The 25566-nt window shown below is 67.7% G+C and carries 22 protein-coding genes; 13 read left to right on the top strand and 9 right to left on the bottom strand.

The window, feature by feature from the left end:
- The first annotated feature begins 123 nt into the window (after nt 1–123).
- Together AC06FP_RS04760 and AC06FP_RS04765 are read left to right on the top strand one after the other, a co-directional pair.
- On the top strand, nt 124–1083 hold the full coding sequence (locus AC06FP_RS04760; protein ID WP_456119509.1) for a TerC family protein: 960 nt from the start codon (nt 124–126) through the stop codon (nt 1081–1083).
- Between the two features lie 96 nt (nt 1084–1179).
- Entirely contained in the window at nt 1180–1968 is a 789-nt protein-coding gene (locus AC06FP_RS04765; protein ID WP_478074694.1) for a rhomboid family intramembrane serine protease, read from the top strand.
- 24 nt (nt 1969–1992) lie between these two features.
- Here AC06FP_RS04765 and AC06FP_RS04770 read toward each other — a convergent pair whose 3' ends face one another.
- The 8 genes from AC06FP_RS04770 to rpmH all read right to left on the bottom strand — a co-directional run bounded on the left by AC06FP_RS04770 (nt 1993) and on the right by rpmH (nt 12576).
- On the bottom strand, nt 1993–3009 hold the full coding sequence (locus AC06FP_RS04770; RefSeq protein ID WP_478074695.1) for a hypothetical protein: 1017 nt from the start codon (nt 3007–3009) through the stop codon (nt 1993–1995).
- Nucleotides 2939–3985: a glycerophosphodiester phosphodiesterase gene (locus AC06FP_RS04775; RefSeq protein WP_478074696.1), complete on the bottom strand. Its 1047-nt coding sequence runs from the start codon at nt 3983–3985 to the stop codon at nt 2939–2941. Before AC06FP_RS04775 ends, AC06FP_RS04770 begins: the two co-directional genes overlap by 71 nt.
- A gap of 212 nt (nt 3986–4197) precedes the next feature.
- A complete protein-coding gene (locus tag AC06FP_RS04780) occupies nt 4198–5814 on the bottom strand; it encodes an ABC-F family ATP-binding cassette domain-containing protein (protein WP_478074697.1) in 1617 nt (538 codons plus the stop codon).
- A gap of 185 nt (nt 5815–5999) precedes the next feature.
- Nucleotides 6000–7343 (bottom strand): tRNA uridine-5-carboxymethylaminomethyl(34) synthesis GTPase MnmE, encoded by a 1344-nt coding sequence (gene mnmE / locus AC06FP_RS04785; protein ID WP_478074698.1) that lies wholly within the window; start codon nt 7341–7343, stop codon nt 6000–6002.
- A gap of 3 nt (nt 7344–7346) precedes the next feature.
- Nucleotides 7347–10007 (bottom strand): polysaccharide deacetylase family protein, encoded by a 2661-nt coding sequence (locus AC06FP_RS04790; protein WP_478074699.1) that lies wholly within the window; start codon nt 10005–10007, stop codon nt 7347–7349.
- Nucleotides 10008–10217: 210 nt separating this feature from the next.
- A complete protein-coding gene (yidC, locus tag AC06FP_RS04795; protein ID WP_478074700.1) occupies nt 10218–11936 on the bottom strand; it encodes a membrane protein insertase YidC in 1719 nt (572 codons plus the stop codon).
- A complete protein-coding gene (rnpA, locus tag AC06FP_RS04800; RefSeq protein WP_456117620.1) occupies nt 11936–12397 on the bottom strand; it encodes a ribonuclease P protein component in 462 nt (153 codons plus the stop codon). Before rnpA ends, yidC begins: the two co-directional genes overlap by 1 nt.
- A gap of 38 nt (nt 12398–12435) precedes the next feature.
- The gene (gene rpmH / locus AC06FP_RS04805; protein WP_006404565.1) at nt 12436–12576 is read right to left on the bottom strand and encodes a 50S ribosomal protein L34; all 141 of its coding nucleotides are present in this window, start codon (nt 12574–12576) and stop codon (nt 12436–12438) included.
- Between the two features lie 253 nt (nt 12577–12829).
- Between rpmH and dnaA the strand changes: the two genes are divergently transcribed.
- Complete coding sequence (gene dnaA, locus AC06FP_RS04810; RefSeq protein WP_456117621.1) at nt 12830–14161, top strand: chromosomal replication initiator protein DnaA; 1332 nt, start codon at nt 12830–12832, stop codon at nt 14159–14161.
- 321 nt (nt 14162–14482) lie between these two features.
- Entirely contained in the window at nt 14483–15583 is a 1101-nt protein-coding gene (gene dnaN, locus AC06FP_RS04815) for a DNA polymerase III subunit beta (RefSeq protein WP_478074701.1), read from the top strand.
- Here the strand turns inward: dnaN and AC06FP_RS04820 are convergent.
- Nucleotides 15564–15752 (bottom strand): hypothetical protein, encoded by a 189-nt coding sequence (locus tag AC06FP_RS04820; RefSeq protein ID WP_478074702.1) that lies wholly within the window; start codon nt 15750–15752, stop codon nt 15564–15566. The genes dnaN and AC06FP_RS04820 overlap by 20 nt on opposite strands.
- A gap of 430 nt (nt 15753–16182) precedes the next feature.
- Between AC06FP_RS04820 and recF the strand changes: the two genes are divergently transcribed.
- The 9 genes from recF to AC06FP_RS04865 all read left to right on the top strand — a co-directional run bounded on the left by recF (nt 16183) and on the right by AC06FP_RS04865 (nt 25524).
- Nucleotides 16183–17283 carry a DNA replication/repair protein RecF gene (gene recF / locus AC06FP_RS04825; RefSeq protein WP_478074703.1) on the top strand — a complete coding sequence of 367 codons (1101 nt, stop codon included), beginning with the start codon at nt 16183–16185 and terminating at the stop codon, nt 17281–17283.
- A gap of 109 nt (nt 17284–17392) precedes the next feature.
- Nucleotides 17393–19852, top strand: coding sequence for a DNA topoisomerase (ATP-hydrolyzing) subunit B (gyrB, locus tag AC06FP_RS04830; protein ID WP_478074704.1), 2460 nt, complete (start codon nt 17393–17395; stop codon nt 19850–19852).
- A 72-nt stretch (nt 19853–19924) separates the two neighbouring features.
- Nucleotides 19925–20767: a lysostaphin resistance A-like protein gene (locus tag AC06FP_RS04835; protein WP_478074705.1), complete on the top strand. Its 843-nt coding sequence runs from the start codon at nt 19925–19927 to the stop codon at nt 20765–20767.
- Nucleotides 20768–20839: 72 nt separating this feature from the next.
- Nucleotides 20840–21646, top strand: coding sequence for a M48 family metallopeptidase (locus AC06FP_RS04840; RefSeq protein WP_456117627.1), 807 nt, complete (start codon nt 20840–20842; stop codon nt 21644–21646).
- 152 nt (nt 21647–21798) lie between these two features.
- A complete protein-coding gene (locus tag AC06FP_RS04845) occupies nt 21799–22992 on the top strand; it encodes a tetratricopeptide repeat protein (protein WP_478074706.1) in 1194 nt (397 codons plus the stop codon).
- A gap of 146 nt (nt 22993–23138) precedes the next feature.
- Nucleotides 23139–23810 carry an energy transducer TonB gene (locus AC06FP_RS04850; protein WP_478074707.1) on the top strand — a complete coding sequence of 224 codons (672 nt, stop codon included), beginning with the start codon at nt 23139–23141 and terminating at the stop codon, nt 23808–23810.
- A gap of 85 nt (nt 23811–23895) precedes the next feature.
- Entirely contained in the window at nt 23896–24639 is a 744-nt protein-coding gene (exbB, locus tag AC06FP_RS04855; RefSeq protein ID WP_153190421.1) for a TonB-system energizer ExbB, read from the top strand.
- Nucleotides 24640–24684: 45 nt separating this feature from the next.
- Nucleotides 24685–25110: an ExbD/TolR family protein gene (locus AC06FP_RS04860; protein WP_433853102.1), complete on the top strand. Its 426-nt coding sequence runs from the start codon at nt 24685–24687 to the stop codon at nt 25108–25110.
- 3 nt (nt 25111–25113) lie between these two features.
- Complete coding sequence (locus AC06FP_RS04865) at nt 25114–25524, top strand: ExbD/TolR family protein (protein WP_055768671.1); 411 nt, start codon at nt 25114–25116, stop codon at nt 25522–25524.
- The last annotated feature ends 42 nt before the right edge of the window (nt 25525–25566 follow it).

Genomic DNA, 25566 nt, shown 5'->3' on the forward strand with positions numbered 1-25566 from the left:
CCGGAACTGTGAGCGAGACCTTCGCCGCAATGGCGAAGCTCTGTCCCCGGTCTCCCCCCGATTCCGTGTCCAGTTCCTGGCCCCTGCGGTCCCGAGAACCTCCACAAGACCGGAACTCCCATGATCCAGACAATCGGTAATCCCTGGCTTTGGGGCGGCTTCATCGCCGTCGTCATCGCCGCCCTGTTGATCGACCTGGTGCTGATGCGCCATGGCGGCCCGCACAAGGTGACCTTCAAGGAGGCGCTGCTGTGGTCGGTCGGCTGGGTCGCGCTCGCCCTGGCCTTCAACGCCGGCCTCTGGTACTACCTGAACGAGACCGCCGGCAGCGCGGTGGCCAACGAGGTCGGCCTGCAGTTCCTGACCGGCTACCTGATCGAGAAGGCGCTGGCGGTCGACAACATCTTCGTGTTCCTGCTGATCATGGGCTACTTCGCGGTGCCCGAGACGCAGCGCCAGCGCGTGCTGATCATCGGCATCCTCGGCGCCATCGCGCTGCGCACGGTGATGATCTTCGCCGGCACCGTGCTGGTCAGCCAGTTCCACTGGCTGCTCTACGTGTTCGGCGCGTTCCTGCTGTTCACCGGCTGGAAGATGTGGTTCGCCGCCGGCCAGGAACCGAGCCTGGACGACAACCCGGCGCTGAAGTTCATGCGCCGGCACCTGCGCATCACCCACGAATACAACGGCAACCGCCTGGTCGCCGAGAAGGACGGCGTGCGCTGGTTCACGCCGATGTTCGTGGTGCTGATCCTGATCGCGGTCACCGACGTGATCTTCGCGGTGGACTCGATCCCGGCGATCTTCGCCATCACCACCGACCCGTTCATCGTGCTGACCTCGAACGTGTTCGCGGTGCTGGGCCTGCGCGCGATGTTCTTCCTGCTGGCCGGCATGGCCGACCGCTTCCACCTGCTGCCATACGGGCTGGCGGTGATCCTGGGCTTCATCGGCGCCAAGATGCTGCTGATCGACGTGTTCAAGATCCCGGTGCCGGTGTCGCTGGGCGTGGTCGCGGCGATCCTGGTGGTGACGATGGTGCTGAGCATGAAGCTTCCTCCCCGCAACAGGCACGTCCCGTAACGCGGTCCCGTCGCCGCGATTGTCCCGCCGGTGGTACGCCGGCTTCCCGAAGCGGCGCCCTTGCATTCACCGCGGGGCGCCGCAATCCCGATAGCCATGGACACTTCCCACACGCCCGACACCGGCGACACGCCGGCCACCGACCGCAGCGACCGCCGCCGCGTGCTGCGTGCCTTCAACCTGAGCCTGGGCTTCGTGCTGCTGCTGGTGGCGATGTTCACCCTGCAGCAGACCGGCTGGGACTGGCGCCCGTGGGCGGTGGGCCCGCACGACACCGCCGGCCTGCTGGGCCTGCTCGGCGCGCCGCTGCTGCACGGTTCCGTCGAACACCTGGGCGCCAACGCGGCGGCCCTGCTGATCCTGGGCACCCTGGCCGGCAGCGTCTATCCGAAGGCGACGCTGCGCGCCCTGCCCCTGCTGTGGCTGGGCTCGGGCGTTGGCGCCTGGATGCTGGGCGAGCCCGGCAGCCATCACCTGGGCGCCAGCGGCGTCACCCACGGCCTGATGTTCCTGGTGCTGGGGCTGGGCCTGCTGCGCCGCGACCGCGCCGCCATCGCCGCCGGCATGATCGGCGTGCTGTTCTACGGCGGCATGGTGATGACCGTGCTGCCGCACGAACCCGGCGTGTCGTGGCAGTCGCACATGGGCGGCGCCGCGGCCGGCGTCATCGCCGCGCTGCTGTTCCGCCACGCCGACCCGCTGGCGCCGCGCAAGCGCTACAGCTGGGAAGAAGAGGACGAAGAGGACGACCCCGATGCGCCGCTGGCCGATGCCGAACTGGAGCCGCCCTCGCCCGGCCAGGTGCCGGTGCTGTGGCAGCCGCGCGAGGGCCGCGACTACGAGGTGGTGGTACAGCTGCGGCCGCGTACGCGCCGCGACGGGTAAGGCGCAGACCGGGGACGCGGGCGGCTAGCGCAGCCGGCCGGCCAGCGCCAGGCGCAGGCAGCCCCAGGCCAGCAGGCCGACGAGCAGGATTTCCGCCAGTCCCACCGATGCGTGCAGCAGGAACGGCAGCGGCTGCGCATCCCAGTGGTAGGCGTGGGCTCGCCCACGCCAGAAACTGCCGTGCAGGGTGCCGGTAAACACCGCACGCAGCAGCGCGAAGGCCTGGCTGGCCTCCAACACGGCCAGGAAGCAGCCCAGCAGCGCGAGCACGGCGCGGATGCCCGGTGCGGGCGCATCGCCGTCCTCGCGCGCGGCGCCGGGGGCCGTCGCAACCGGGGCCGCCTGCAGAGACGCCGCGTGCGCCTGCTGCGTCTGCGTGGGTGGCAGCACGACGATTTCGCCGGGCAGTGGCAGATGAAGGTGCGTGGCGATCCGCCGCAGCCAGGCGTCGGTCGCCGCGCTGCCCGGGCGCACCGCGACCGTTTCGAAGCTGAGCCGGTGCGCCGCGCCGCCGTGGCCGAGCAGCCACAACCGGACCGGCGCGGATGCGGAACCGACGCGCTGCAACTGCAGCCGGCCGCCGTCTTCCAGCGCGAAGGCCTCCTCCCGCCGCGCCCGTCCGCCGAAAAGGTTGCGGCGGTGGCGCTGCGCCCGCCTGCCGGCCCGGTCCAGCACCAGCATTTCGCGCACGGGGAAATACCAGGCGCAGACCACGCCGAGCGCCGGCAGCGCGGTCAAGGCCAGCAGCGCCACCAGCATGTCGGCGCCGCCCCTGCCCGCCAGCTCGCCTCGCAACAGCAACGGCAGGGCGACACAGGCCAGCAGGAACAGCAGCAGCAAGGCCTGCAACAGCCGGTTGGCCGAATGGATGCGCAGGGTGTCGCCCTGTTCCTCGTACCTGTAGCCGATCAACATCGCTCCCTCCATGGGAGGGATGGTCGTCGCTGGGTGGACCCGGCGGCAAGCGCGATCAAGGTGCCGGTACGTCGCCGCCGTCCACCGCACGCCGGCCCAGCGCCGGGTCGTCGGTGAAGAAGGCATCGATGCCGGCCTGCAAGTAGGCGCGGATCTCGGCCACCGAACCCTGCGGATTGCGCGCGTTGGCCGCGCCCTCGCGCAGGGCCTCGGGCAGGAATGGGTTTTCCGGGCGGAAGGTATAGGCCACCACCTGCAGGCCGGCGGCGTGCACATCGGCGATCAGCGGCGTGGGCGCGGCCAGCCGGCCCTGCGCGTCCACCGGCAGCAGGGCACGACGCTCGACGCCGATCGCATCGGCATAGGTGGCGATCTCGCGCAGGCCGGCCGGCGTCATCATGCGCGCATAGGTCAGCTCGCCGCCGGCCAGCGCCACGTCGGCGGGCCTGGCCTGGGCTTCGTCCAGCAGCTGCAGCAGGCGGATGTTCGACGGCCGGCCGATGCGCGCGCGCAGCTGGCGCAGGTTGGCAGTCTCGAACGACTGCAGCAGGATCGGCGCGACGTTGGTGTAGGGGTCGCCGCGCAGGGTGTCGAGCAGGCGCTCTTCCATCGGCAGGCCGATGCCGCGGAAATAGCTGCCGTGCTTGATCTCCGGCGCCAGGCCGATGCCGCGCCCGCTGCGCCGCGCCTGCTGCACCAGGAACGCGATGATCTCGTCCAGCGTGGCGATGCGGAACTGCCCGTCGAACGCGGTGCCGCGCAGCTCCGGCAGGCGTTCGCGCGCATGCAGGGTCTTCAGTTCGGCAAGGGTGAAATCCTCGGTGAACCAGCCTTCGATGCGCTGGCCGTCGATCACCTTGGTGGTACGGCGCGCGGCGAACTCCGGATGCGCGGCGACATCGGTGGTGCCGCCGATCTCGTTCTCGTGGCGCGCCACCATCACCCCGTCGCGGGTCATCACCAGGTCCGGCTCGATGTAGTCGGCGCCATCGGCGATGGCCTGCGCGTAGGCGGCCAGGGTGTGCTCGGGCAGCAGCGCGCTGGCGCCGCGGTGCGCGTACACCGGCACATGCGCGAACGACGGGGTGGGGGCGGCAGCCATCGCCGCCGAGGATGCCATGCAAAGACCCGCCACCACACTCATCACCGCTTTGCCGAACACCACCCGCTCCTGTTTCCCGCCCTGAAGGAAGCGGGAGTGTGCAGCGTGCGTGTGACCGCCATGGGACAGCCGCACGCTCCCGTAGGAGCGGTTTCAGCCGCGAAGGGGCATTCCCGGTAGAGCCCCATCGCGGCTGAAGCCGCTCCTGCGTTTCAAGGTGGAAGCCGTTGCCAGCCTCCGGCGCCGGCATGCAGGCGGCCGGTGAGGCCGATGCCCTGCAGGAAGACCTCGTCGTGCGCGGCCACCAGCAGCGTGCCGGGCCAGTCGCGCAGCATCGCTTCAAGCGCCTGCATCGCGTCCAGGTCGAGGTGGTTGGCCGGTTCGTCCAGCAGCAGCAGCTGCGCCGGCGGCTGCGCATACAGCGCGCAGGCCAGCGCCAGCTTCATGCGTTCGCCGCCGCTGAGCGCCGCCACCGGCTGCCGCGCATGCCCGGCCTCCAGGCCCAACAGCGCCAGGCGCGTGCGCAGCTCGGCCTCGGCCATCGACGGGTTGGCATGACGCAGCTGTTCCATCGCCGACGCCTCCGGTACGGGCAGGGCCAGGTGCTGGTCCAGCCAGGCGTGGGGCGCGTTCACCTGCACCGCGCCGCGCACGGGGTGCAGCCGGCCGGCCAGCACCTTGAGCAGCACCGACTTGCCGCTGCCGTTGCGGCCGGTGAGCGCCAGCCGCTCGCCACGGCGCAGTAGCAGATCGATCTTCGCGTGGGCACCTTGGACGAACGGCAGCACCACGTCTTCCAGCACCGCCACGCGTTCGGGCGCGGCACCGGCAGCATCGGCGGGCAGCAGCACCACGGGAGCGGCCGCTTCGACCCCGGCGGCGGCCTGCCGCACCTGCGCGTCCAGCCGCTCGCGCTGCTGTTGCTGCTGCAGCTGCGCCCTGCCGGCGCTGGCCTGCGCGCGCTGCTTCTGCCGGCCCAGCAGGATCGGCGCCTGGTTGGCATGCGCGGCCTGGCGGTTGCCGCGCGCGGTGCGGCGCTCGCGCTGTTCCTGCTGCTCGCGCAGCGCCAGTTCGCCCTGGCGGCGTTCGTGGCGCCGCTGCTGCAGGGTTTCCGCGGCCAGGCGCCGTTCCTCGCTGCTGCGCGCCGCGTAGAACGCGTAGTTGCCGCCGTGGCTGCGCAGGCCGAGCGGCGACAGCTCGACGATGCGCTGCATGTCGCCCAGCAGTTCGCGGTCGTGGCTGACCACCAGCAGGCCGCGCGGCCAGCGCCGCAGCTGGTCGCGCAGCAGGTGCCGGCCCTGCGCGTCGAGATGGTTGCTGGGCTCGTCGAGGATGAGGAAATCGGCGTCGGACAGGAAGGCGCCGGCCAGGGCCACGCGCATGCGCTGGCCGCCACTGAGCCGGCGCACCGGCGTATCGGCCGACACGCCCTGCAGCTGCATCCGTTCCAGCTCGGCCTGCAGCTGCTCGCGCAGCTGCCAGCGATCGCCCAGCGCCTCGAAATCGGCGACGTCGCTGCTGCCCTGTTCGATGCGATGCAGCGCGGCCAGCGCATCGCCCAGACCGGCGAGGTCGGCGACGCTGGCGGTGGACGGCGCATCGATCTGCTGCGGCAGCCATGCCACCGGACCGGAGCGCAGGCAGCGCCCGCGCGTGGGCGCCAGGCGGCCGGCCAGCACCTGCGCCAGCACGCTCTTGCCCACGCCATTGCGCCCCACCAGCCCGGTAGGCCGCGCGTCGAAGGTTTCGTCCAGATCGGAAAACAGCAGCCTGCCATCCGGCGTCTGCCAGCAGACGCGTTCAAGCGTCAGGAAGGGAGTCGTGGTCATTGCAGTCCATCCATGCCCGGATCACCCGGCTGCCGGCGGCAGCGGGACTTCGCGAGGCCTCACCAGCGCGTGCTGGCGGGGCGGGCATCAGTGGCGCATTGGACCGGACTCCTTCAGGGCCGCCATCGCGGCGGCGGGGCAAAGACTAACCGGCAACGGATGAACGGTTCAATGCCGGTGGCCGGTCACTTGCCGATGCAGAAGCTGGAAAAGATGCGGCCCAGCAGGTCGTCGGCGGTCATGCGGCCGGTGATTTCGCCCAGCGCGTCGTGCGCCAGGCGCAGTTCCTCGGCGGCCAGTTCCAGCTGGTCGTGGCGCAGCTGCGCATCGGCGTCGTCCAGATGCGCGGCAGCGCGGGCAATGGCCTGCACATGGCGCAGGCGCGCGGAGAATTCGCCCTGCTGGCCTTCGCCGGCACCGTCGGCGGCGAGCACACGCAGGCGCGCGTGCAGCTGCTCCAGGCCCTGCCCGCTGGCGGCGGAAATCGCGATCGCGTCGTCGTCCAGCCGTTGCGGCCACTGCGGCAGCAGGTCGCATTTGTTGAATATCCACAGCCGCCGCGCGGCCTGCGCCGCGGCGTCGCCGATCGCCTGCCGGCCCGCTTCCGGGTCGCGCGCGTCCAGCACCACGATGGCCAGGTCGGCGCGCTGCATTTCGGCGCGAGCGCGGCGCATGCCTTCGCGCTCGATGGCGTCGCCGCCTTCACGCAGGCCGGCGGTGTCCACCAGCTCCAGTTCCAGGCCATCGATGCGGATGGTCTCGCGCAGGGTGTCGCGGGTGGTGCCGGCGATGTCGGTGACGATGGCGCGCTCGCTGCCGGCCAGCGCGTTGAGCAGCGAACTCTTGCCGGCGTTGGGCGGGCCGATCAGCACCGCATGCAGGCCGTCGCGCAACTTGCGCCCGCGTTCGGCGTCGAGGCGCAGCCGGGCGAGCGCGGCGCGCGCCTGCTCCACGCCGGCGCGTACCTGCGCGCCGCCCAGCGTATCCAGCGGTTCGTCGGCGAAGTCGATGGCGGCCTCGACGTGGATGCGCAGCCGCACCAGCTGCTCGGCCACGTCCTCCACGCGGCGCGAGAACACGCCGTCGAGCGAGCGGCGCGCAGCGCGGGCAGCGCGCACGTCGCCGGCGGCGATCAGGTCGGCGATGGCCTCGGCCTGGGCCAGGTCGAGCTTGCCGTTGAGGAAGGCGCGCTCGCTGAACTCGCCGGCCCGCGCCTGCCGCGCGCCCAGCTCGATGCAGCGCGCCAGCAGCTGGCGCAGGACCACCGGGCTGCCATGGCCCTGCAGTTCCACCACGTCCTCGCCGGTGAAGCTGCGCGGGCCGGGGAAGTACAGCGCGATGCCGTCGTCGATCACCTCGCCGGCCGCGTCGCGGAAGCGCGCGTAGTGCGCATGGCGCGCTTGCAGCGGCGGGCAGCCGAGCCCGCGGGCGATCGACGCCGACAGCGGACCGGAAAGACGCAGGATGCCGACCCCGCCGGCAGCGGCGCCGCTGGCGATGGCGATGATGGTGTCGGTGGATGCATTCATGGCTCAGAGCTTCTGCAGCTGCGCGCGCGCCTGCGCGGCGCCGCTGCCCTGCGGCTGCAGCGCCAGGTAGGTGGTGTAGGCCTGCTTCGCCCTGGCCTTGTCGCCGCCCTGGAAGTAGGCGTCGCCGAGGTTGAGGTGGGCCACCGCGCGCGAAGGGTCGATCTTCAGCGTGTTCTCCAGCCAGCGCGCCGCTTCCGCGTAGCGCTGCTGGCGGTAGTAGACGAAGCCGAGGTTGTTGGCGGCCTGGGCGAAATCCGGGCGCAGCTTCAGCGCTTCGGTGAACTGCGCCACCGCCTCGTCGTAGCGCTTCTCGCGGTACAACTGCAGGCCGCGGTCGTTGGCCTGCTGCGCGCGCTGGCGATCGGACGCCGGCGCCGCGGCCGGCACCACCAGCGTATTGCTGCCGCCCTGCAGGCCGGCCACCTTCACCGCGGCCTCGTTGCCGCCCTGCACCGCATCGACGCGGCTGTTGAGCGCGATGGCATCGGCCGACAGCTGGGTGGTGTCGGCGTTGAGGAATTCCTGGCTGCCGGGCACCTGGAACACGAACTCGCCGCCCTGCGAGCCGGGCAGACTGCCAAACGCCGGCGTCTGCCGCGATACCGCCGATACCGCCGGCGCGACATAGGCCGCCAGCTCGGTACCGGTGATCAGCCCGTCGCCGTTGAGGTCGCCCTTGCCGGACAGCGCCTGCAGCAGCACCCAGGTGAACACCGAATGGCCGTTGGGGCCGCTGTCGGCGACCTGCTGGTCGGCGCCGCCGGCGGTGAGCATCTGCCGCGCGGTGCGGCGCGCGTTCTCGCGCAGGAACGACGACGGGGACGGGCCGCCGCGGGTCAGGCCCAGGCCGCTGTAGCAGGCGTCCATCACGAACAGCACGTGCTTGGCCTGCAGGCTCTCGGCGATGTTCTGCACGTCGGTCATGGCGATGGCGTCGGTGGCGAACTCGTCCGGGTCCGAATCCACCGGGATGATGTAGCCCAGGTCGCGCCCGGAGGCGAGCTGGCGGGTGGCGCCATGACCGGCGAAGAACACGAACACGCGGTCGTTCTTCTGCGTGCGGCCATCGGCCAGCCGGTCGTGGAACGCGGCCAGGATGTTGTTGCGGGTGGCCTCGCGGTTCTTCAGCACGATCACCTGCGAGGACGGAAAGCCGAACTGGCCGGTCAGGGTGTCGGCGATGGACTGCGCGTCGCGGCTGGCGTATTCGAGCTTCGGCCACTTCGTGTAGTCGTCGATGCCGATGACGATGGCCCACGAGTTCTCGTAGCCGGTGGTGACGGTGGCCGCGTTGCCGGCGTCGCGGCGCGCGCGGCTGACGGAGAAGTCGCGGCCGTTCCAGCCGGCGAACTGGTAGCCGTCGGCGATCAGCCGGTCCAGGATCTGCGGCAGCGCCTTCACCGCGCGGTCGTGGATGTCGTGGAACAGGATGATGCCGCGCTGTTCCTTCTGCACCTGGTCGAGCACGCGCTGCACGATGGATTCCGGCACCGGGTCGGCCCAGTCCATCGAATCGATGTTCCACATGATCGACTTAAGGCCGGCCTCGCCCAGCAGCTGCAGGCCTTCGGCGTTGCGTGCGCCGTACGGGAAGCGGAACAGCGGCGCACGTTCGTCGCCGACGCTGCGCAGCAGCGTGTCGGTGCCCAGCACCTGCTCGCGCAGCGCGTCGCCGCTGGTGCGCGAAAGCTGCGCATGGGTGAGGCTGTGGTTACCTACGGCGTAGCCATCGGCCATCAGCTGGCGGCTGATGCCGGCCATCGCGCCCAGCGCCACCTTGCCGTCGGCGCCGACGTTGCCGATGTTGCGGCCGACCTCGAAGAACACGCCCGGCACGTCGTAGCGCTTGAGGATGGCGGTGATCTCGTCGGTATAGGCCCTGTGCGGGCCGTCGTCGAAGGTCAGCACCACGGTCTTCGCAGGCAGGTCGCGGCCGAAGATCTCGCGCTCGCTGTCCTTCATCGACATCGGGTAGGGCTCGATCACGCCGTAGTCGCGCAGGATCGCCTCGCGGTCGTACTGCCGGCGCAGGTGGGCGACGTAGTCTTCCCACTTCTCGCGCCTGAGCGCGATGGCGCGGGTGCGCTCGAAGCGACTGAAGATGCGGGTGATTTCCTGGTTGTAGTTGCGCTCGATCTCGTCCAGCGCCTCCAGGTCCTCGCCGATGCGCTGGTGCAGCTTCACCGCCGGCAGCGAGGAATCGGCGCCGACGCGTTCGTGCAGGTCACGCAGCACTTCGCGGAAGGCCAGGCGGTCGGCGTCGAACAGGTCCGGCGCCGATTCGATGTAGTCCAGCGCCGCGCCCAGCGTGGCGAAGCGCTGCGGGCTGGCCGTGCGCAGCAGCGCGTCGAACTGCGCGGCGATGGCGTCGCGCTGCTCCAGCCCGTCGTGGAACAGCTGCTGGCCGATGCGGGTGGAGGTGGCGCGGTCGCGCTCGCTCTGCGCATCCTCGTCGGCCAGCAGCACGATGATGCGGCGGTGGCTGTCGAGCTGCTTCTGCAGCGCCGCCAGCAGCGGGGCGGCAGCCGCATCGTCCACCGCGTCCTGCCCGGGCGCCGCCGCCGCCGGTTGCCGCGGATCGGCGGGCTTGCCGCCGCAGCCGGACAGCAGCGCGCACAGGGCGAGCGGCAGCAGGAAACCGCGCATTGCAGGAAGACGGGACATGGCAGGCGAAGACGGGCGGAGGCCGGAAGATTCTAGTGGAGCGGGGCTCGCCCCGCTGCCATTCGCCGGCAATCCAAGGAACCCCGCGGGAGCGCACTTCAGCGCGCGGCGAAGCGTTCCCGGCAAAGCCCCGGCGCGCCCTGGGGTGCGCTCCTGCAGACCAACGGCGGGGGACATGCAGAAAGCCCGCCTTGCGGCGGGCTTTCGTGCTTATTTGGCTTCGGCCTTGGCCGGCGGCGTGGCTGCGGGCTCGCCGTGCTTCTTGGTCATCCACCACTGCTGGACCAGGCTCAGGCCGCCGTTGACCACCCAGTACAGCACCAGGCCGGACGGCATGAAGGCCATCATCACGCCGAACACCAGCGGCATGAACTGCATCATCTTCTGCTGCATCGGGTCCATGCCCGGCGCCGGCGTCAGCTTCTGCGTGAACCACATGATGGCCACGTTGAGCACCGGCAGGATGAAGTACGGGTCGCGCGCGGTCAGGTCCTGGATCCAGGCGAACCACGGCGCCTGGCGCAGTTCCACCGATTCCACCAGCACCCAGTACAGGGCGAAGAAGATCGGCATCTGGATGAGCAGCGGCAGGCAGCCGCCCATCGGGTTGATCTTTTCCTTCTTGTACAGCTCCATCATCGCCGTCTGGAACTTCTGGCGGTCGTCGCCATAGCGTTCCTTGAGCTGGGCGATGCGCGGCTGGAACTTGCGCATCTTGGCCTGCGACTTGTACTGCGCGTTGGCCAGCGGGAACAGCGCCAGCTTGAGCAGGATCACCAGGCCGATGATCGACCAGCCCCAGTTGCCCACCAGCTTGTGCACCTGGTTCATCACCCAGAACAGGCCCTGGCCGATGATGGCCATCGGCGTGAAGCGGCTGTAGTCCACCACGCGCTCCAGGCCAGGCACGTCTTCCTTGGCGATCTGGTTGACCAGCTTCGGGCCGACCCACAGGCGCGCCTGCGTGCTCACCTTCTGGCCCGGCGCCACGGTGAAGCCCGGGCCGCGCGCTTCGATGACGTTGCGCGGGCCGTTCTGCGAGAGCAGGTACAGCGAGGCCTGGTCGGCCTGCGGGATCCACGCGGTGAAGAAGTGGTGCTGCAGCATCGCCACCCAGCCGCCGCTCACGGTCTGGTTGAGGTTGCCGTCCTCCAGGTAGTCGGAGAACGGGCGACGCTGGTACTTCTTGTCGTTGTCGTACCAGGTGGCGCCGTTGAAGCTGAAGGAATCCGGGTTGGTCATGCTGCGGCTGAGAATCGCCGGCACGCGGTCGAGCTTGCGGAACACGTAGCCCTGCCACGGCGCGGCGCCGGCGTTGACCACTTCGTCCTTCACGCCGATGGCGTAGTCGCCGCGCTTGAAGGTGTAGGTGCGATGGATGCTGACGCCGTTCGGGCCATTCCAGACGAACGGCACCTGCAGCTCGCTCTGGCCGTCGGCCAGGGTGTATTCCTTCGCGGCCTGCGCCGGCTGGAAGCCGCTGGCACCCGGCGCCGGCGAACCGCCCTGGCCCACCCAGCCGCTGGTGGCGCTGTACGGATGCGCCTTTTCTTCGGTCAGCAGCTGCACCGGCGGGCTGCCGGCGGCCTTGGTCTGCGGGAACTGCAGCAGGTCGGCGTCGAGCACGCTGCGGCCGTCGAGCACCAGCTTCAGCACGTCGGTGGTGACGGTGACCCGCGGCGCGGCACTGGCCGCTTCCATGCCGGGCGTCGGCGCCGCCGCGGCCGGTGCCTGGCCGGGAACCGCGGCCTGCGGCACGTTGCCGGCCGACGGCGGGGCCAGGTCGGCGTCGTTGGCGGCCGGCACCGCCGGCTGGGTCGCGGCGACGGTGGCCGGATCCGGCGCGTTCTTCTCGCGGCCCCATTCCATCCACAGCAGCACCGCCACCATCAGCCAGGCGAAAATCAGGAATACACGGGTCTGGTTCATCAGCAGGCAGGCTCGGCTCGACCAGGCGGAGTGCCCGGCGCATTCAAGGAAGAAGAGGGTTCGTTGCCCTCGCGCGGCGGCATTGTGCCGTCAGCGACCACCGCGGGCAATGCGCCGGCACGGCGCAGCAGGCGCACGAACGCCTCGCGGATCTGCTGGTTGCTGGCGAGTTTGGCCGCCGAGCGGGCGACCACGACGTAATCGCCCCCGGCCATGTCTGCCCGGAGGTGGCGTGTGGCGTCACGCAGCACACGCTTGATGCGGTTGCGGCCCACCGACCGCGTATCGACCTTGCGCGACACGGCAAGACCCAGCCGGGCGGGGGAATCCCCTTTCAGCCAGTGCAGTGTCATCAGCGGGTCGGATACACGGCGGGCGCCGTTGAAGACCGTTGTATATTCGGCACGCGTACGAACCCGCGCAGAGCGAGGAAATCGCTTGCGCGGGTCGGTGCTGCTCACGATCGGATTTGCATCTGCCGCACGGGGCGGCAACGCAATCAAGCGCTGAGGACTTTGCGGCCCTTGGCGCGGCGACGCGACAGGATCTTGCGGCCGTCGGCGGTCTTCATACGCGCGCGGAAGCCGTGGTCGCGCTTGCGCTTGAGGTTGCTGGGTTGGAACGTGCGCTTGGTGGCCATGGGGGCACCTGTATGAATGGGACGGAAAGAACCGGAAATTCTATAGACCCTCCCCCCACCGCGTCAAGCCGCACTACGCCTGGTCCACGGGGGTTTCATCCACAGGCTGTGGATGGATCTGTGAACAAGTCAGGGACAAGCATTCCCGCCCCCGCCGCGCGGTGGTAGTCTGGGCCATCCACTTTCCCCCTTTCCGGCACGTGGCCGGGCGGCTTCCTGCGCCCGTCCCGCGTGCCTTCGACGATTATTCCTGATGGATGCCTGGTCCCGTTGTATCGAACGTCTGGAAGCGGAGTTCCCGCCGGAAGATGTCCACACCTGGTTGAAGCCGCTGCAGGCCGACCACCGCGCCGACAGCATGGTGCTGTACGCCCCGAACGCCTTCATCGTCGACCAGGTGCGCGAGCGCTACCTGCCGCGCATCCATGAACTGCTGCGCTATTTCGCCGACATCACCGACGTGCAGCTGGAGATCGGCTCGCGCCCGCGCGCGGCCGAACCGCTGCCGGCCGCCGCTCCCGCCGCCGGCAGCACGGCGCCCGCCGCACCGGTGGTGCCGTTCAACGGCAACCTGGACGCGCATTACACCTTCGCCAATTTCGTGGAAGGCCGCAGCAACCAGCTGGGCCTGGCCGCCGCGTTCCAGGCGGCGCAGAAGCCCGGCGACCGCGCGCACAACCCGCTGCTGCTGTACGGCGGCACCGGTCTGGGCAAGACCCACCTGATGCTGGCCGCCGGCAACGCGATGCGCCAGGCCAACCCGGCCGCGCGCGTGCTCTACCTGCGTTCGGAACAGTTCTTCAGCGCCATGATCCGGGCGCTGCAGGAAAAGACGATGGACCAGTTCAAGCGCCAGTTCCAGCAGGTGGACGCGCTGCTGATCGACGACATCCAGTTCTTCGCCGGCAAGGACCGCACGCAGGAGGAGTTCTTCCACACCTTCAACGCGCTGTTCGACGGCAAGCAGCAGATCATCCTGACCTGCGACCGCTACCCGCGCGAGGTCGAGGGCCTGGAAGCGCGGCTGAAATCGCGCCTGGCCTGGGGCCTGTCGGTGGCGATCGAACCGCCCGATTTCGAGACCCGCGCCGCCATCGTGCTGGCCAAGGCGCGCGAGCGCGGTGCCGAGATCCCGGACGATGTGGCGTTCCTGATCGCCAAAAAGATGCGCTCGAACGTGCGCGACCTGGAAGGCGCGCTCAATACGCTGACCGCGCGCGCCAACTTCACCGGCCGCGCCATCACCACCGAGTTCGCACAGGAAACCCTGCGCGACCTGCTGCGCGCGCAGCAGCAGGCGATCAGCATTCCCAACATCCAGAAGACCGTGGCCGACTACTACGGCCTGCAGATCAAGGACCTGCTGTCCAAGCGCCGTACCCGTTCGCTGGCGCGTCCGCGCCAGGTCGCGATGGCGCTGACCAAGGAACTGACCGAGCACAGCCTGCCCGAGATCGGCGATGCCTTCGCCGGCCGCGACCACACCACGGTCCTGCATGCCTGCCGCCAGATCCGCACGCTCATGGAAACCGACGGCAAGCTGCGCGAGGACTGGGACAAGCTCATCCGCAAGTTGAGTGAGTAAGCCATCGGGACACCGGGAACGTCGAAGCAGCAGGGCCAGCGCATGATGCATCGACGCCACGCAGGCGTCATCGCACAAAACGGTGCATCATTCGGGGGCAGACGTTGGGGAATCTGTGGATAAAAATGCGCTTCCGGATCGACGCAGAATTATCCACAGCTTTCCCCACCCGTTCCGGACCAGTAATACAGAGGGTTTCGATACAATGAAATCCTTTAAAAACAAATACTTGGGTGTGTTTTAAACCAAATCTGGCTCTACCAGCACCACCAAGCTTTTGATTTAACCCACATCTTTAAAAGCATAGGGGCACGAAACCACATGCGTTTCACACTGCAGCGCGAAGCCTTCCTCAAGCCGTTGGCCCAGGTCGTCAACGTGGTCGAACGCCGTCAGACCCTCCCGGTTCTGGCCAATTTCCTGGTCCAGGTGCAGGGCAGCCAGCTGTCGCTGACCGGTACCGACCTGGAAGTGGAGATGGTCTCCCGCATCGCGGTCGATGATGCGCAGGACGGCGAAACCACGATCCCGGCACGCAAGCTGTTCGAGATCATCCGCGCCCTGCCCGATGGCAGCCGCGTGACGGTGTCGCAGACCGGCGAGAAGATCACCGTGCAGGCCGGGCGCAGCCGCTTCACCCTGGCGACGCTGCCGGCCAACGACTTCCCCTCGGTGGACGAAGTCGAGGCCACCGAGCGCGTGGTAGTGCCGGAGTCGGGCCTGAAGGAACTGATCGAGCGCACCGCGTTCGCGATGGCGCAGCAGGACGTGCGCTACTACCTCAACGGCCTGCTGTTCGACCTGCGCGACCAGCTGCTGCGCTGCGTGGCTACCGACGGCCACCGCCTGGCGCTGTGCGAGACCGCGCTGGAAAACAGCACCGGTTCCAAGCGCCAGATCATCGTGCCGCGCAAGGGCGTGACCGAGCTGCAGCGCCTGCTGGAAGGCGGCGATCGCGAAGTCGAGCTGGAGGTGGGCCGCAGCCACGTGCGCGTGAAGCGCGACGATGTGACCTTCACCTCCAAGCTGATCGACGGCCGCTTCCCGGATTACGAGGCGGTGATCCCGATCGGCGCCGACCGCGAAGTGAAGGTGGACCGCGAGAGCCTGCGCGCTTCGCTGCAGCGTGCGGCGATCCTCTCCAACGAGAAGTACCGCGGCGTCCGCGTCGAAGTCACCCCGGGCCAGCTGAAGATCAGTGCACACAACCCGGAGCAGGAAGAGGCGCAGGAAGAGATCGAGGCCGACACGCAGGTCAGCGACCTGGCCATCGGCTTCAACGTGAACTACCTGCTCGATGCCCTGTCGGCACTGCGCGACGAACACGTCGTGATCCAGCTGCGCGATTCCAATTCGTCGGCGCTGGTGCGCGAAGCCAGCAGCGAGAAGTCCCGGCATGTGGTCATGCCGTTGCGCCTCTGACGTTTTCAGGTTCCACGTGGAACAGAAGCCCGGCATCGCCGGGCTTTTTTTTTGTCTTTGCTCCGGCCTGGAATATCCGGCTGGCCGTTGTTCCACGTGGAACTGCTGGACGGATCAGTTCCAACGAGATATCCGCGTCGACACCGCTCAAAGCGTCAATGTTGCTCAACGGAACTTCCAACGACCTGCTCTGTGCAGATTGAGCGAATCTCGCCTTCAGGCTTTGCGCTGGCGGCTTTGCAAAGCTTTAAATCTGGGAATAAATCAGAAGCTTGGTGATGATGGTAGGCGCAGATTTTATGTAAAACTTCACTATCTTCCTGTTTCAAAAGGGTTTTGGGGTGGTGAAACCCCCATGGAAAACCCCGGGATGAGGCTGTGGATAGCTGTGGGCAAGCGGGTTCGAAGCGAAATCCGGCAGAATTATCCACAGGATGTCCGGTATCAACGAACCGGTCGCGCACAGGCTTGGCGCGCTATCACGGCATGTCTTTCTGGGCTCGCCGCCAAGGTCGACCGGTCGGCGCTGCGGATGCTTTAAGCTGCCGGTCCTGTCCCGGATAGCACCTTCCTGGGCGCCGCGTTACTCCCGAGCGTCAATGCACATCGTCCGTATCTCGCTGAACCGCGTCCGCAGGTTCGACTCCGTGGAACTGGCCCCTCGCCCGGGGATCAATCTGATCACCGGCGACAACGGTGCGGGCAAGACCAGCCTGCTCGAAGCCCTGCACCTGATGGCGTACGGACGCAGCTTCCGCGGCCGTGTCCGCGATGGACTGGTGCAGAAAGGGGCCGACGCCCTGGAAGTCTTCGTCGAATGGCAGGAACACGGCGAAGCAGGGACGCCCGGGCGCCTGCGCCGGGCGGGGCTGCGCCACGGGGGACAGGCATGGAAAGGACGCCTGGACGGTGAGGATGTGGCCCAGCTGGGAACGCTTTGCGCGGCGCTGGCCGTGGTGACCTTCGAACCCGGCAGCCATGCCCTGGTCAGCGGCGGCAGCGAGCCGCGCCGGCGGTTCGTGGATTGGGGGTTGTTCCACGTGGAACCAGACTTTCTGCCGCTCTGGCGTCGCTACACGCGGGCGCTGAAGCAGCGCAACGCCCTGCTCAAGGCGGGGGCTGCGCCACGGCAGCTGGATGCCTGGGATCACGAACTGGCGGAAGCGGGCACTCCGCTGACGTCGCGGCGCCAGCAGTACCTCGACCGCCTGCAGGACCGCGCGGTGGCGATCGCCGCGGATCTCGCGCCGGGACTCGAGCTGCGCAATCTGGAGCTGCAGCCCGGCTGGCGCCGGCATGAGATGTCGCTGGCCGATGCGCTGCTGTTGTCCCGTGAGCGGGATCGCGCCATGGGTCATACCTCGGTGGGACCGCACCGCGCCGACTGGTCGGTCGGCTACGGGGAAATCCCGGGACGCGATGCCCTGTCGCGCGGGCAGGCCAAACTTACCGCCCTCGCCTGCCTGCTGGCGCAGGCCGACGACTATGCCGCCCAGCGTGGCGAATGGCCGGTGATCGCGCTGGACGACCTTGGCGCGGAGCTGGACCGGCACCACCAGCAGCGCGTGCTGCAGCGGCTGGCGGCGACGCCCGCACAGGTCTTCATCACCGCGACCGAACCGCCTGCGGCACTCCAGGAACAACTGCGGCCAGCTGCCGTGTTCCACGTGGAACACGGCGCCATCCAGGCACCGCAATGACCGTTCCGGGTGCGTAAGGGCCCGGCTGGTATACTCCCAACGACCCCCTCTTTACTCACGCCCCGACCTCCGGGCCGGCGCGTGACCTGTGGAGCCAACGGCAAGCGCGATGAGCGAAGAACAGAACACTCCGGCCAGCAACGGCAACTACGACGCCAACAGCATCACCGCCCTTGAAGGCCTGGAGGCTGTCCGCAAGCGCCCCGGCATGTACATCGGCGACGTGCACGATGGCACCGGCCTGCACCACATGGTGTTCGAAGTCGTCGACAACTCCATCGACGAGGCCCTGGCCGGCCACGCCGACAATGTGCTGGTGACGATCCACGCCGACGGTTCGGTGTCGGTGTCGGACAACGGCCGCGGCATCCCGGTGGGCAAGCACGAGCAGATGAGCCAGAAGCTCGGCCGCGAGGTCTCCGCCGCCGAAGTGGTGATGACGGTCCTGCATGCCGGCGGCAAGTTCGACGACAACAGCTACAAGGTGTCCGGCGGCCTGCACGGCGTCGGCGTCAGCGTGGTCAACGCCCTGTCGGAGAAGCTGCTGCTGGATGTGTTCCAGGGCGGCTTCCACTACCAGCAGGAATTCAGCAACGGCGCCGCGGTAGGCCCGCTGAAGCAGCTGGGCACCACCACCCGGCGCGGCACCACCGTGCGCTTCTGGCCGTCGACCGTCGCGTTCCACGGCAACGTCGAGTTCCATTACGAAATCCTGGCGCGCCGCCTGCGCGAACTGTCGTTCCTCAACTCGGGCGTCAAGGTCATCCTGGTCGACGAGCGCGGCGAGGGCCGCCGCGACGATTTCCATTACGAAGGCGGCATCAAGAGCTTCGTGGAACACTTGGCGCAGCTGAAGACCCCGCTGCACCCGAACGTCATCGCGGTCACCGGCGAGCACAACGGCATCACCGTGGAAGTGGCGCTGCAGTGGACCGATTCCTACCAGGAAACGATGTACTGCTTCACCAACAACATCCCGCAGAAGGACGGCGGCACCCACCTGGCCGGCTTCCGCGGCGCGCTGACCCGCGTGCTGAACAACTACATCGAGCAGAACGGCATCGCCAAGCAGGCCAAGATCAGCCTGACCGGCGACGACATGCGCGAAGGCATGATCGCGGTGCTGTCGGTGAAGGTGCCGGACCCGAGCTTCTCCAGCCAGACCAAGGAAAAGCTGGTCAGCTCCGACGTGCGCCCGGCCGTGGAAAACGCCTTCGGCGCGCGCCTAGAAGAGTTCCTGCAGGAAAACCCGAACGAAGCCAAGGCCATCGCCGGCAAGATCGTCGACGCCGCGCGCGCGCGCGAAGCCGCGCGCAAGGCCCGCGACCTGACCCGCCGCAAGGGCGCGCTGGACATCGCCGGCCTGCCCGGCAAGCTGGCCGACTGCCAGGAAAAGGACCCGGCGCTGTCCGAACTGTTCATCGTCGAGGGTGACTCGGCAGGCGGCTCGGCCAAGCAGGGCCGCAACCGCAAGAACCAGGCCGTGCTGCCGCTGCGCGGCAAGATCCTCAACGTGGAACGCGCGCGCTTCGACCGCATGCTGTCCTCCGACCAGGTCGGCACCCTGATCACCGCGCTGGGCACCGGCATCGGCCGCGACGAGTACAACCCGGACAAGCTGCGCTACCACAAGATCATCATCATGACCGACGCCGACGTCGACGGCGCGCACATCCGCACGCTGCTGCTGACGTTCTTCTACCGGCAGATGCCGGAGCTGATCGAGCGCGGCTACGTCTACATCGGCCTGCCGCCGCTGTACAAGATCAAGCAGGGCAAGACCGAGCTCTACCTGAAGGACGACCCGGCGCTGGACGCCTACCTGGCCAACAGCGCGGTGGAGAACGCCTCGCTGGTCCCGGCCGCCGGTGAGCCGCCCATCGAAGGCGTGGCGCTGGAGAAGCTGTTGATGACCTACGCCAGCGCGCAGGACGCCATCGACCGCAACGCCCATCGCTACGACCGCAGCCTGCTCGAGGCGCTGGTCGATTTCACCCCGATGGATCTGGAGCACCTGCGCAATGCCCCCGCCGGCGAAGGCCTGGATGCGCTGGCCCGGCGCCTGAACCAGGGCAGCCTGGGCACGCCGCGTTTCAGCCTGGTCCTGCAGGAACCGACCGAACAGCGCCCGGCCGCCGTGCTGGTCACCCGCCGCCACATGGGCGAGGAGCACATCCAGGTGCTGCCGCTGGCGGCGTTCGAATCCGGCGAACTGCGCCCGCTGCACCAGGCCTCGCAGCTGCTGCACGGCCTGATCCGCGAAGGCGCCACCATCAACCGCGGCAACCGTTCGACCGAAGTCACCGGTTTCGCCCAGGCCCAGGCCTGGTTGATGGAGGAAGCCAAGAAAGGCCGCCAGATCCAGCGCTTCAAGGGCCTGGGCGAAATGAACCCGGAGCAGCTCTGGGACACCACCGTGAATCCGGATACCCGGCGCCTGCTGCAGGTGCGCATCGAGGATGCGGTGGCCGCCGACCAGATCTTCAGCACCCTGATGGGCGACGTGGTCGAACCGCGCCGCGATTTCATCGAGGACAACGCGCTGAAGGTCACCAACCTGGATATCTGACACAATCCGGCAACACGGGCCGGCGCCGCTCCTGGCGCCGGCCCGCTCTCCATCTGCTGCCCCAGGATCACGATGTCCGCACCACCGCCGGTTCCGTTGTCCGTTCCTCCTGCCGCGCCGCGGGTATCCCGCGAAAGTTCGCCATTGCTGGGGTTCGGGCTGGATGTCCTGCTGGCGGCCTGCATCCTGCTGGGCCTGAGCCTGTTCTGTGGCCTGGCCTGGGGCCTGTGGCGCGGATTCGAGGTCGGCATGGCGATCGCGCGCGAGGGCGGCGCCGCACCTGATGCGGCCCAGCTGGGCGCGCAGTTGGGCCAGCCGGGTGCGCTGGCGCAGATGCTGATCGCCCTGGTTTCCACCGGCGCTACCGCGCTGGTGCTCTATTTCTGGCGCCGGCGCGCGTCGCAGGCCGAACGCGCCGCATCCCGCTCTGCCGCGCGTCGCGGCTCTACCTGGGGCTGGACCCTGCTCGTGGCCGCCGGGGTGTTCGTCGGCAGCAGCCTGATCGGCTGGACCGGCAAGCAGCTCGGCATCGAGCCGGTGCCGACCAATCTGCCGCTGATGGAACAGGCACTGGCCCACTATCCCGTGTTCCTGGTCGCCTTTGCGGTGTTCCTGGCGCCTGCTTATGAAGAACTGCTGTTCCGCCGGGTGCTGTTCGGCCGCCTGTGGGCGGCTGGCCGGCCGTGGCTGGGCATGGCACTCAGCGGCGCGGCCTTCGCGTTCATCCACGAGATCCCCGGTACCAGCGGCAACGGCCTGCCGGAAATCCTGCAGCTGTGGCTGGTCTATGGCGGCATGGGCGTCGCCTTCGCCTGGCTCTACCGCAGGACCGGCACCCTGTGGGCGGCGATCGCCGCGCATACGCTCAACAACGCGATCGCACTGGCGGCACTGGTGTTTTTCGGGCTGCAGTAAGTGCCGGAACGGTTGACGAAAATTTAAGCCGGACGCTCGCACACTGCCGACATGAACGAGGGGAAATACGCCATGAAACCCGTACTGTTCGGCGTCGCCATCGCCCTGTTGGTAGGCGCCTGCGCGACCACCACCTCGCCCACTGGCCGTCGCCAGGTCGTGGGAGGCGTTTCCCAGCAGCAGCTGGACCAGCTTGGCGCGCAGGCCTTCGCCGAAACCAAGGCCAAGCAGACCCTGAGCAGGGATGCCCGGCAGAACGCCTACGTGCAGTGCGTGGTCAATGCGCTGGTGGCGCAGCTGCCGCAACAATACAAGGGCGTACGGTGGGAGACGGCGCTGTTCGTCGAGAAGGAGCCCAATGCGTTCGCCCTGCCGGGCGGCAAGGTCGGGGTCAACAGTGGCATCTTCACGGTGGCGAAGAACCAGGACCAGCTGGCGGCGGTGCTGGGTCATGAGATCGGCCACGTGATTTCGCGGCATCACGAAGAACGCCTGACCCGCCAGCAGAACACCCAGGTAGGCCTCGGCATCCTGGGGGCCCTGGCCGGTGCCGCCTATGGCGAGACCGCCGCCAGCGCCGTCAACCAGTTCGGCAGCATGGGCGCCCAGGGCCTGATCCTGCTGCCGAATTCCCGCACCCAGGAGAGCGAGGCGGACGTGGTCGGCCAGCGCCTCATGGCCCAGGCCGGCTTCGATCCCGCCCAGGCCGTGGACCTCTGGCAGAACATGATGGCGGCGGGCGGTGGACGTCCCCCGCAGTGGCTCTCGACCCACCCGGACCCGACCAACCGCATCCGCGAACTGCAGCGCGATGTTGCCGCGCTGGAACCCGTCTACCGCCAGGCAAGGCAGTCCGGGCGCACACCGCGTTGCGGGTGACGCCGGCCTTGGCCCGGGCCAGCCTTAGACATTGGTGCAATACAGCATCGGAAGTGATTTCTCCGTCAAAATTTTTCTGTTACGTTTGGCGGCTCTGTCTATCCAGACCGTTCGTCTACAGCACCGCCCCCGCGGTTTCATCGAGGTGACCCATGATCTCCCGCAGCCATAAGCAGGCCCTGCTTTCCGTCCTCATCGCCACCGTGCTCGGCGGCGTCGTGGTTGCCGATGCTGCCGCCCAGTCGCGTTCGGCCGATCGTGCCGGCGAACGGCGCAACCGCGGTTCGAACAAGCCCGAGGTGCTGTTCCCGGAAGCGACGCGCGAGGAGCCCAAGGCCAAGTCGTCCTCGAAGATGGGCAGCAAGCTGCAGAAGCTGTTCGCCGCCTACAACAAGGACGAGTACGAGGAAACCCGCACGCTGGCCGATGAGATCATCGCCGCCGACGGTGCCAACGAGTACGACAAGGCGGTCGCCAACCAGCTCGCCTCGCAGGCCGCCTACAACCTGGACGACAATGCCGCCGCCAAGCAGTACCTGCAGCAGGCCATCGCCCTGAACCAGCTGGACAACAACGGCCACTTCCAGGCCATGCTGATGCTGGCCCAGCTGCAGCTGCAGGACGAGCAGTACGCCGAAGGCCTGGCCAACCTGGACAAGTACTTCGCCGAGTCCAAGTCGCAAAAGCCCGAGGAGCTGGTGATCAAGGGCCAGGCCCTGTACCAGACCGAGAAGTACGCCGAGGCCATCCCGGTGCTGAAGGCCGCCATCGCCGCCTCGCCCGAGCCCAAGGACAACTGGAACCAGTTGCTGATGGCCGCCTACGCCGAAGCCGGCCAGACCGGGGAGGCAGTCAAGGAAGCCGAGGCCCTGGCCGCCAGGAACCCGGAGGACAAGAAGGCGCAACTGAACCTGGCCAGCATGTACATGCAGGCCGACCAGATGGACAAGGCCGCCGCGGTGATGGACAAGCTGCGCGCGGCCGGACAGCTCACCGAAGAGCGCGAGTACAAGCAGCTGTACTCGATCTACGCCAACACCGAGAACAAGGAAAAGGACGTCATTGCGGTGATCAACGAGGGCCTGTCCAAGGGCATCCTCAAGCCGGACTACCAGGTCTACCTGGCGCTGGCGCAGTCGTACTATTACTCCGACCAGATCCCGCAGGCCATCGAGGCGTGGCAGAAGGCCGCCCCGCTTTCCAAGGATGGCGAGACCTACCTGAATCTGGCGCGCGTACTGCATGCCGAAGGGCGGATTCCCGAAGCCAAGCAGGCGGCCCGGGATGCAAAGGCTAAAGGTGTGAAGAACCCGGCCGATGCAGACAAGATCATCAACCTGAAGTAAGCAGGAATAACGCCTGAACAGCTGCATTTGTGATGCGCAGCTGGTCAGGATTGGTATAAGCTTGGAGGTTCCTGCGGTGTCATGCACCGCTGAATCAGGGGCGTCGGAACAGCGCCGCCCCGGCCCCACTAATGAGCTCTTGGCGCATGACGGAACAACTGGTTTTCCACCACAGGTATGACGGCGAGAAAGACAAGGGTCTGAGCTGGCCCCGCATCGCCGGTATCGCCTTTGTAATCGCACTCCATCTGGCAGCCCTGATGATGCTCCTGATTCCCGCCGTGGCCCCCAAGGCCGCCGCGGAAAAGGAACGCAACGTCATGGTGACCCTGGTCGACGCCCCGCCGCCGCCCCCGCCACCGCCGCCGCCGCCGCCGCCGCAGGACACGCCGCCGCCGCCGGTCAAGAACCTGGCGCCGCCGAAGCCCTCGCCGCTGCCGCCGCCGCCGGAAGCTCCGGTGGTGGACATTCCGGAGCCGCGCCCGAACGACGTGGTGACGCCGCCGTCGCCGCCGTCGCCGCCGGCGCAGGTCACCGACATCCAGGCCAGCGTGGACATCTCGTCCAAGAACATGAACCCGCCGCGTTACCCGCCGGCCGCTTTCCGCGCCGGTATCCAGGGCGAGGTCATCCTCATCATTGATGTCGACGCCAGCGGCAACGTCACCAATGTGTCCGTCGAGAAGTCCAGCCGTAACCGTGATCTCGACCGCGCCGCCATGGAAGCGGCACGCAAGTGGAAGTTCAATCCTTCCGTCATCAATGGACAAAAGGCGGCTGGTCGCGTCCGCGTCCCGGTCAACTTTGCGCTGAGCTGATCCTCCGGCGGCCAATGGCCGCCAGCGGGGAACCGTTCGACTTTAGCTACACCCTTTAACACCACACACAACAAAGGTAAGCGTCATGCTGCAGGAAATCTTCATCGCCGCTGCTGCCGGGGGCAACGCAAACAACGCGCTCTCGCAGATGGGCTTCGAGCATCTGATTCACGAAATGACCTCCAAGCCGGGTGACTTCGCGGTTTCCTGGGTCGTGCTGCTGACCCTGGTCGCCATGTCGGCGATGTCGTGGTACTGGACCGTCATCAACATCTTCCGCACCGCTCGCCTGAAGTCGGCTTCCGACCGCGTGCCGGGCATGTTCTGGGATGCCGCCAATGCCCAGGACGCCATCCGCGCCATGGAAGAGCAGCCGGCTTCCGAGCCGTTCTCGAAGATCGCGCTGGACGCTGCCCAGGCCGCTGCCCACCACCAGCAGGCTGGCGCCGCCGAAACCCTGAGCCGTTCGGAGTTCGTCGACCGCGCTCTGCGTCAGGCCGTCACCCGCGAATCCAACAAGCTGCAGGGCGGCATGATCCTGCTGGCCACCGTCGGCGCGACCGCTCCGTTCGTGGGTCTGCTGGGTACCGTGTGGGGCATCTACGGCGCGCTGATCAAGATCGGTGCCACCGGCTCCGCTTCGATCGACGCCGTTGCCGGCCCGGTGGGTGAAGCGCTGATCATGACCGCGATCGGTCTGTTCGTCGCCATCCCGGCCGTGTTCGCCTTCAACTTCTTCAGCAAGATCAACAGCGCCACCGTCAGCAAGTTCGACACCTTCGCGCACGATCTGCACGACTTCTTCGCCACCGGCTCGCGCGTTCGCTGAGCCGGCAGCAGAGCAGTCCTCGCAACGATATAGACGGAGCCCGTTATGGCTTTCAGTAGTGGTAACAGCGGCGGCCCCATGGCCGACATCAACGTCACGCCCCTCGTGGACGTGATGCTGGTGCTGCTGATCATCTTCATCATCACGGCTCCCCTGATGTCCCACAAGGTCAAGGTGGAGCTGCCCGAGGCCAACCTGTACATCAATCCGGACGACGCTGAAAAGCGTTCGGGCCCGATCACGGTGGCGGTCAAGGAAGACGGTTCGCTCTACTGGAACGATGAGCCTGTGTCGAAGGAGACCATGGAGTCGCGTTTCGCCACTGCTGCCCAGCAGACGCCGCAGCCGCCGCTCAATCTGCGTGGTGACAAGACCACCAAGATGAGCGTGATCAACGAAGTGACCAAGATCGCGCAGAGCCAGGGCATGCTGGACGTCGGTTTCGTTGCCACCAAAGAAAAGGGGCAATAAGCGATGGCATTCAGTAGTGGTGGTAACAGGGGCCCCATGGCCGACATCAACGTCACGCCCCTCGTGGACGTGATGCTGGTGCTGCTGATCATCTTCATCGTGACCGCGCCGATCATGACGTATCCGATCGCCGTGGACCTGCCGCAGAGGGTCATCAACCCGCCGCCGCAGCTGCGCGAGCCGCCGCCGCCGATTGATCTGCGCGTGGATGCGAGCAATCAGGTTTACTGGAACAACAGCCCGGTGAACGTGAACGAGCTGCAGCAGAAGATGGAAGAAGAAGTACAGAAGGATCCGACCAACCAGCCGGAACTTCGCATCGACGCCAATCCGGATTCGGAGTACGAGGTCATGGCCAAGATCCTGGCCCAGGCCAAGAACGCCCAGATGAAGAAGATCGGTTTCGTGCAGTAACGCAATACCAAGTCATGACGCGACTGGAAAACGCCCCCGCTT

The organism is Stenotrophomonas sp. Steno-Z2 (assembly GCF_056393235.1).

Bases quoted from the DNA above. Each gene is read 5' to 3' on its own strand.
- AC06FP_RS04765 (WP_478074694.1), top strand. From the start codon at position 1,180: ATGGACACTTCCCACACGCCCGACACCGGCGACACGCCGGCCACCGAC.
- dnaA (WP_456117621.1), top strand. From the start codon at position 12,830: ATGGATGCCTGGTCCCGTTGTATCGAACGTCTGGAAGCGGAGTTCCCG.
- rpmH (WP_006404565.1), bottom strand. From the start codon at position 12,576: ATGGCCACCAAGCGCACGTTCCAACCCAGCAACCTCAAGCGCAAGCGC.
- mnmE (WP_478074698.1), bottom strand. From the start codon at position 7,343: ATGAATGCATCCACCGACACCATCATCGCCATCGCCAGCGGCGCCGCT.
- AC06FP_RS04780 (WP_478074697.1), bottom strand. From the start codon at position 5,814: ATGACCACGACTCCCTTCCTGACGCTTGAACGCGTCTGCTGGCAGACG.
- AC06FP_RS04865 (WP_055768671.1), top strand. From the start codon at position 25,114: ATGGCATTCAGTAGTGGTGGTAACAGGGGCCCCATGGCCGACATCAAC.
- AC06FP_RS04770 (WP_478074695.1), bottom strand. From the start codon at position 3,009: ATGCCTTCTTCACCGACGACCCGGCGCTGGGCCGGCGTGCGGTGGACG.
- AC06FP_RS04835 (WP_478074705.1), top strand. From the start codon at position 19,925: ATGTCCGCACCACCGCCGGTTCCGTTGTCCGTTCCTCCTGCCGCGCCG.
- recF (WP_478074703.1), top strand. From the start codon at position 16,183: ATGCACATCGTCCGTATCTCGCTGAACCGCGTCCGCAGGTTCGACTCC.
- AC06FP_RS04850 (WP_478074707.1), top strand. From the start codon at position 23,139: ATGACGGAACAACTGGTTTTCCACCACAGGTATGACGGCGAGAAAGAC.
- gyrB (WP_478074704.1), top strand. From the start codon at position 17,393: ATGAGCGAAGAACAGAACACTCCGGCCAGCAACGGCAACTACGACGCC.
- AC06FP_RS04845 (WP_478074706.1), top strand. From the start codon at position 21,799: ATGATCTCCCGCAGCCATAAGCAGGCCCTGCTTTCCGTCCTCATCGCC.
- exbB (WP_153190421.1), top strand. From the start codon at position 23,896: ATGCTGCAGGAAATCTTCATCGCCGCTGCTGCCGGGGGCAACGCAAAC.
- AC06FP_RS04840 (WP_456117627.1), top strand. From the start codon at position 20,840: ATGAAACCCGTACTGTTCGGCGTCGCCATCGCCCTGTTGGTAGGCGCC.
- AC06FP_RS04775 (WP_478074696.1), bottom strand. From the start codon at position 3,985: ATGGCTGCCGCCCCCACCCCGTCGTTCGCGCATGTGCCGGTGTACGCG.
- dnaN (WP_478074701.1), top strand. From the start codon at position 14,483: ATGCGTTTCACACTGCAGCGCGAAGCCTTCCTCAAGCCGTTGGCCCAG.
- AC06FP_RS04860 (WP_433853102.1), top strand. From the start codon at position 24,685: ATGGCTTTCAGTAGTGGTAACAGCGGCGGCCCCATGGCCGACATCAAC.
- yidC (WP_478074700.1), bottom strand. From the start codon at position 11,936: ATGAACCAGACCCGTGTATTCCTGATTTTCGCCTGGCTGATGGTGGCG.
- AC06FP_RS04790 (WP_478074699.1), bottom strand. From the start codon at position 10,007: ATGTCCCGTCTTCCTGCAATGCGCGGTTTCCTGCTGCCGCTCGCCCTG.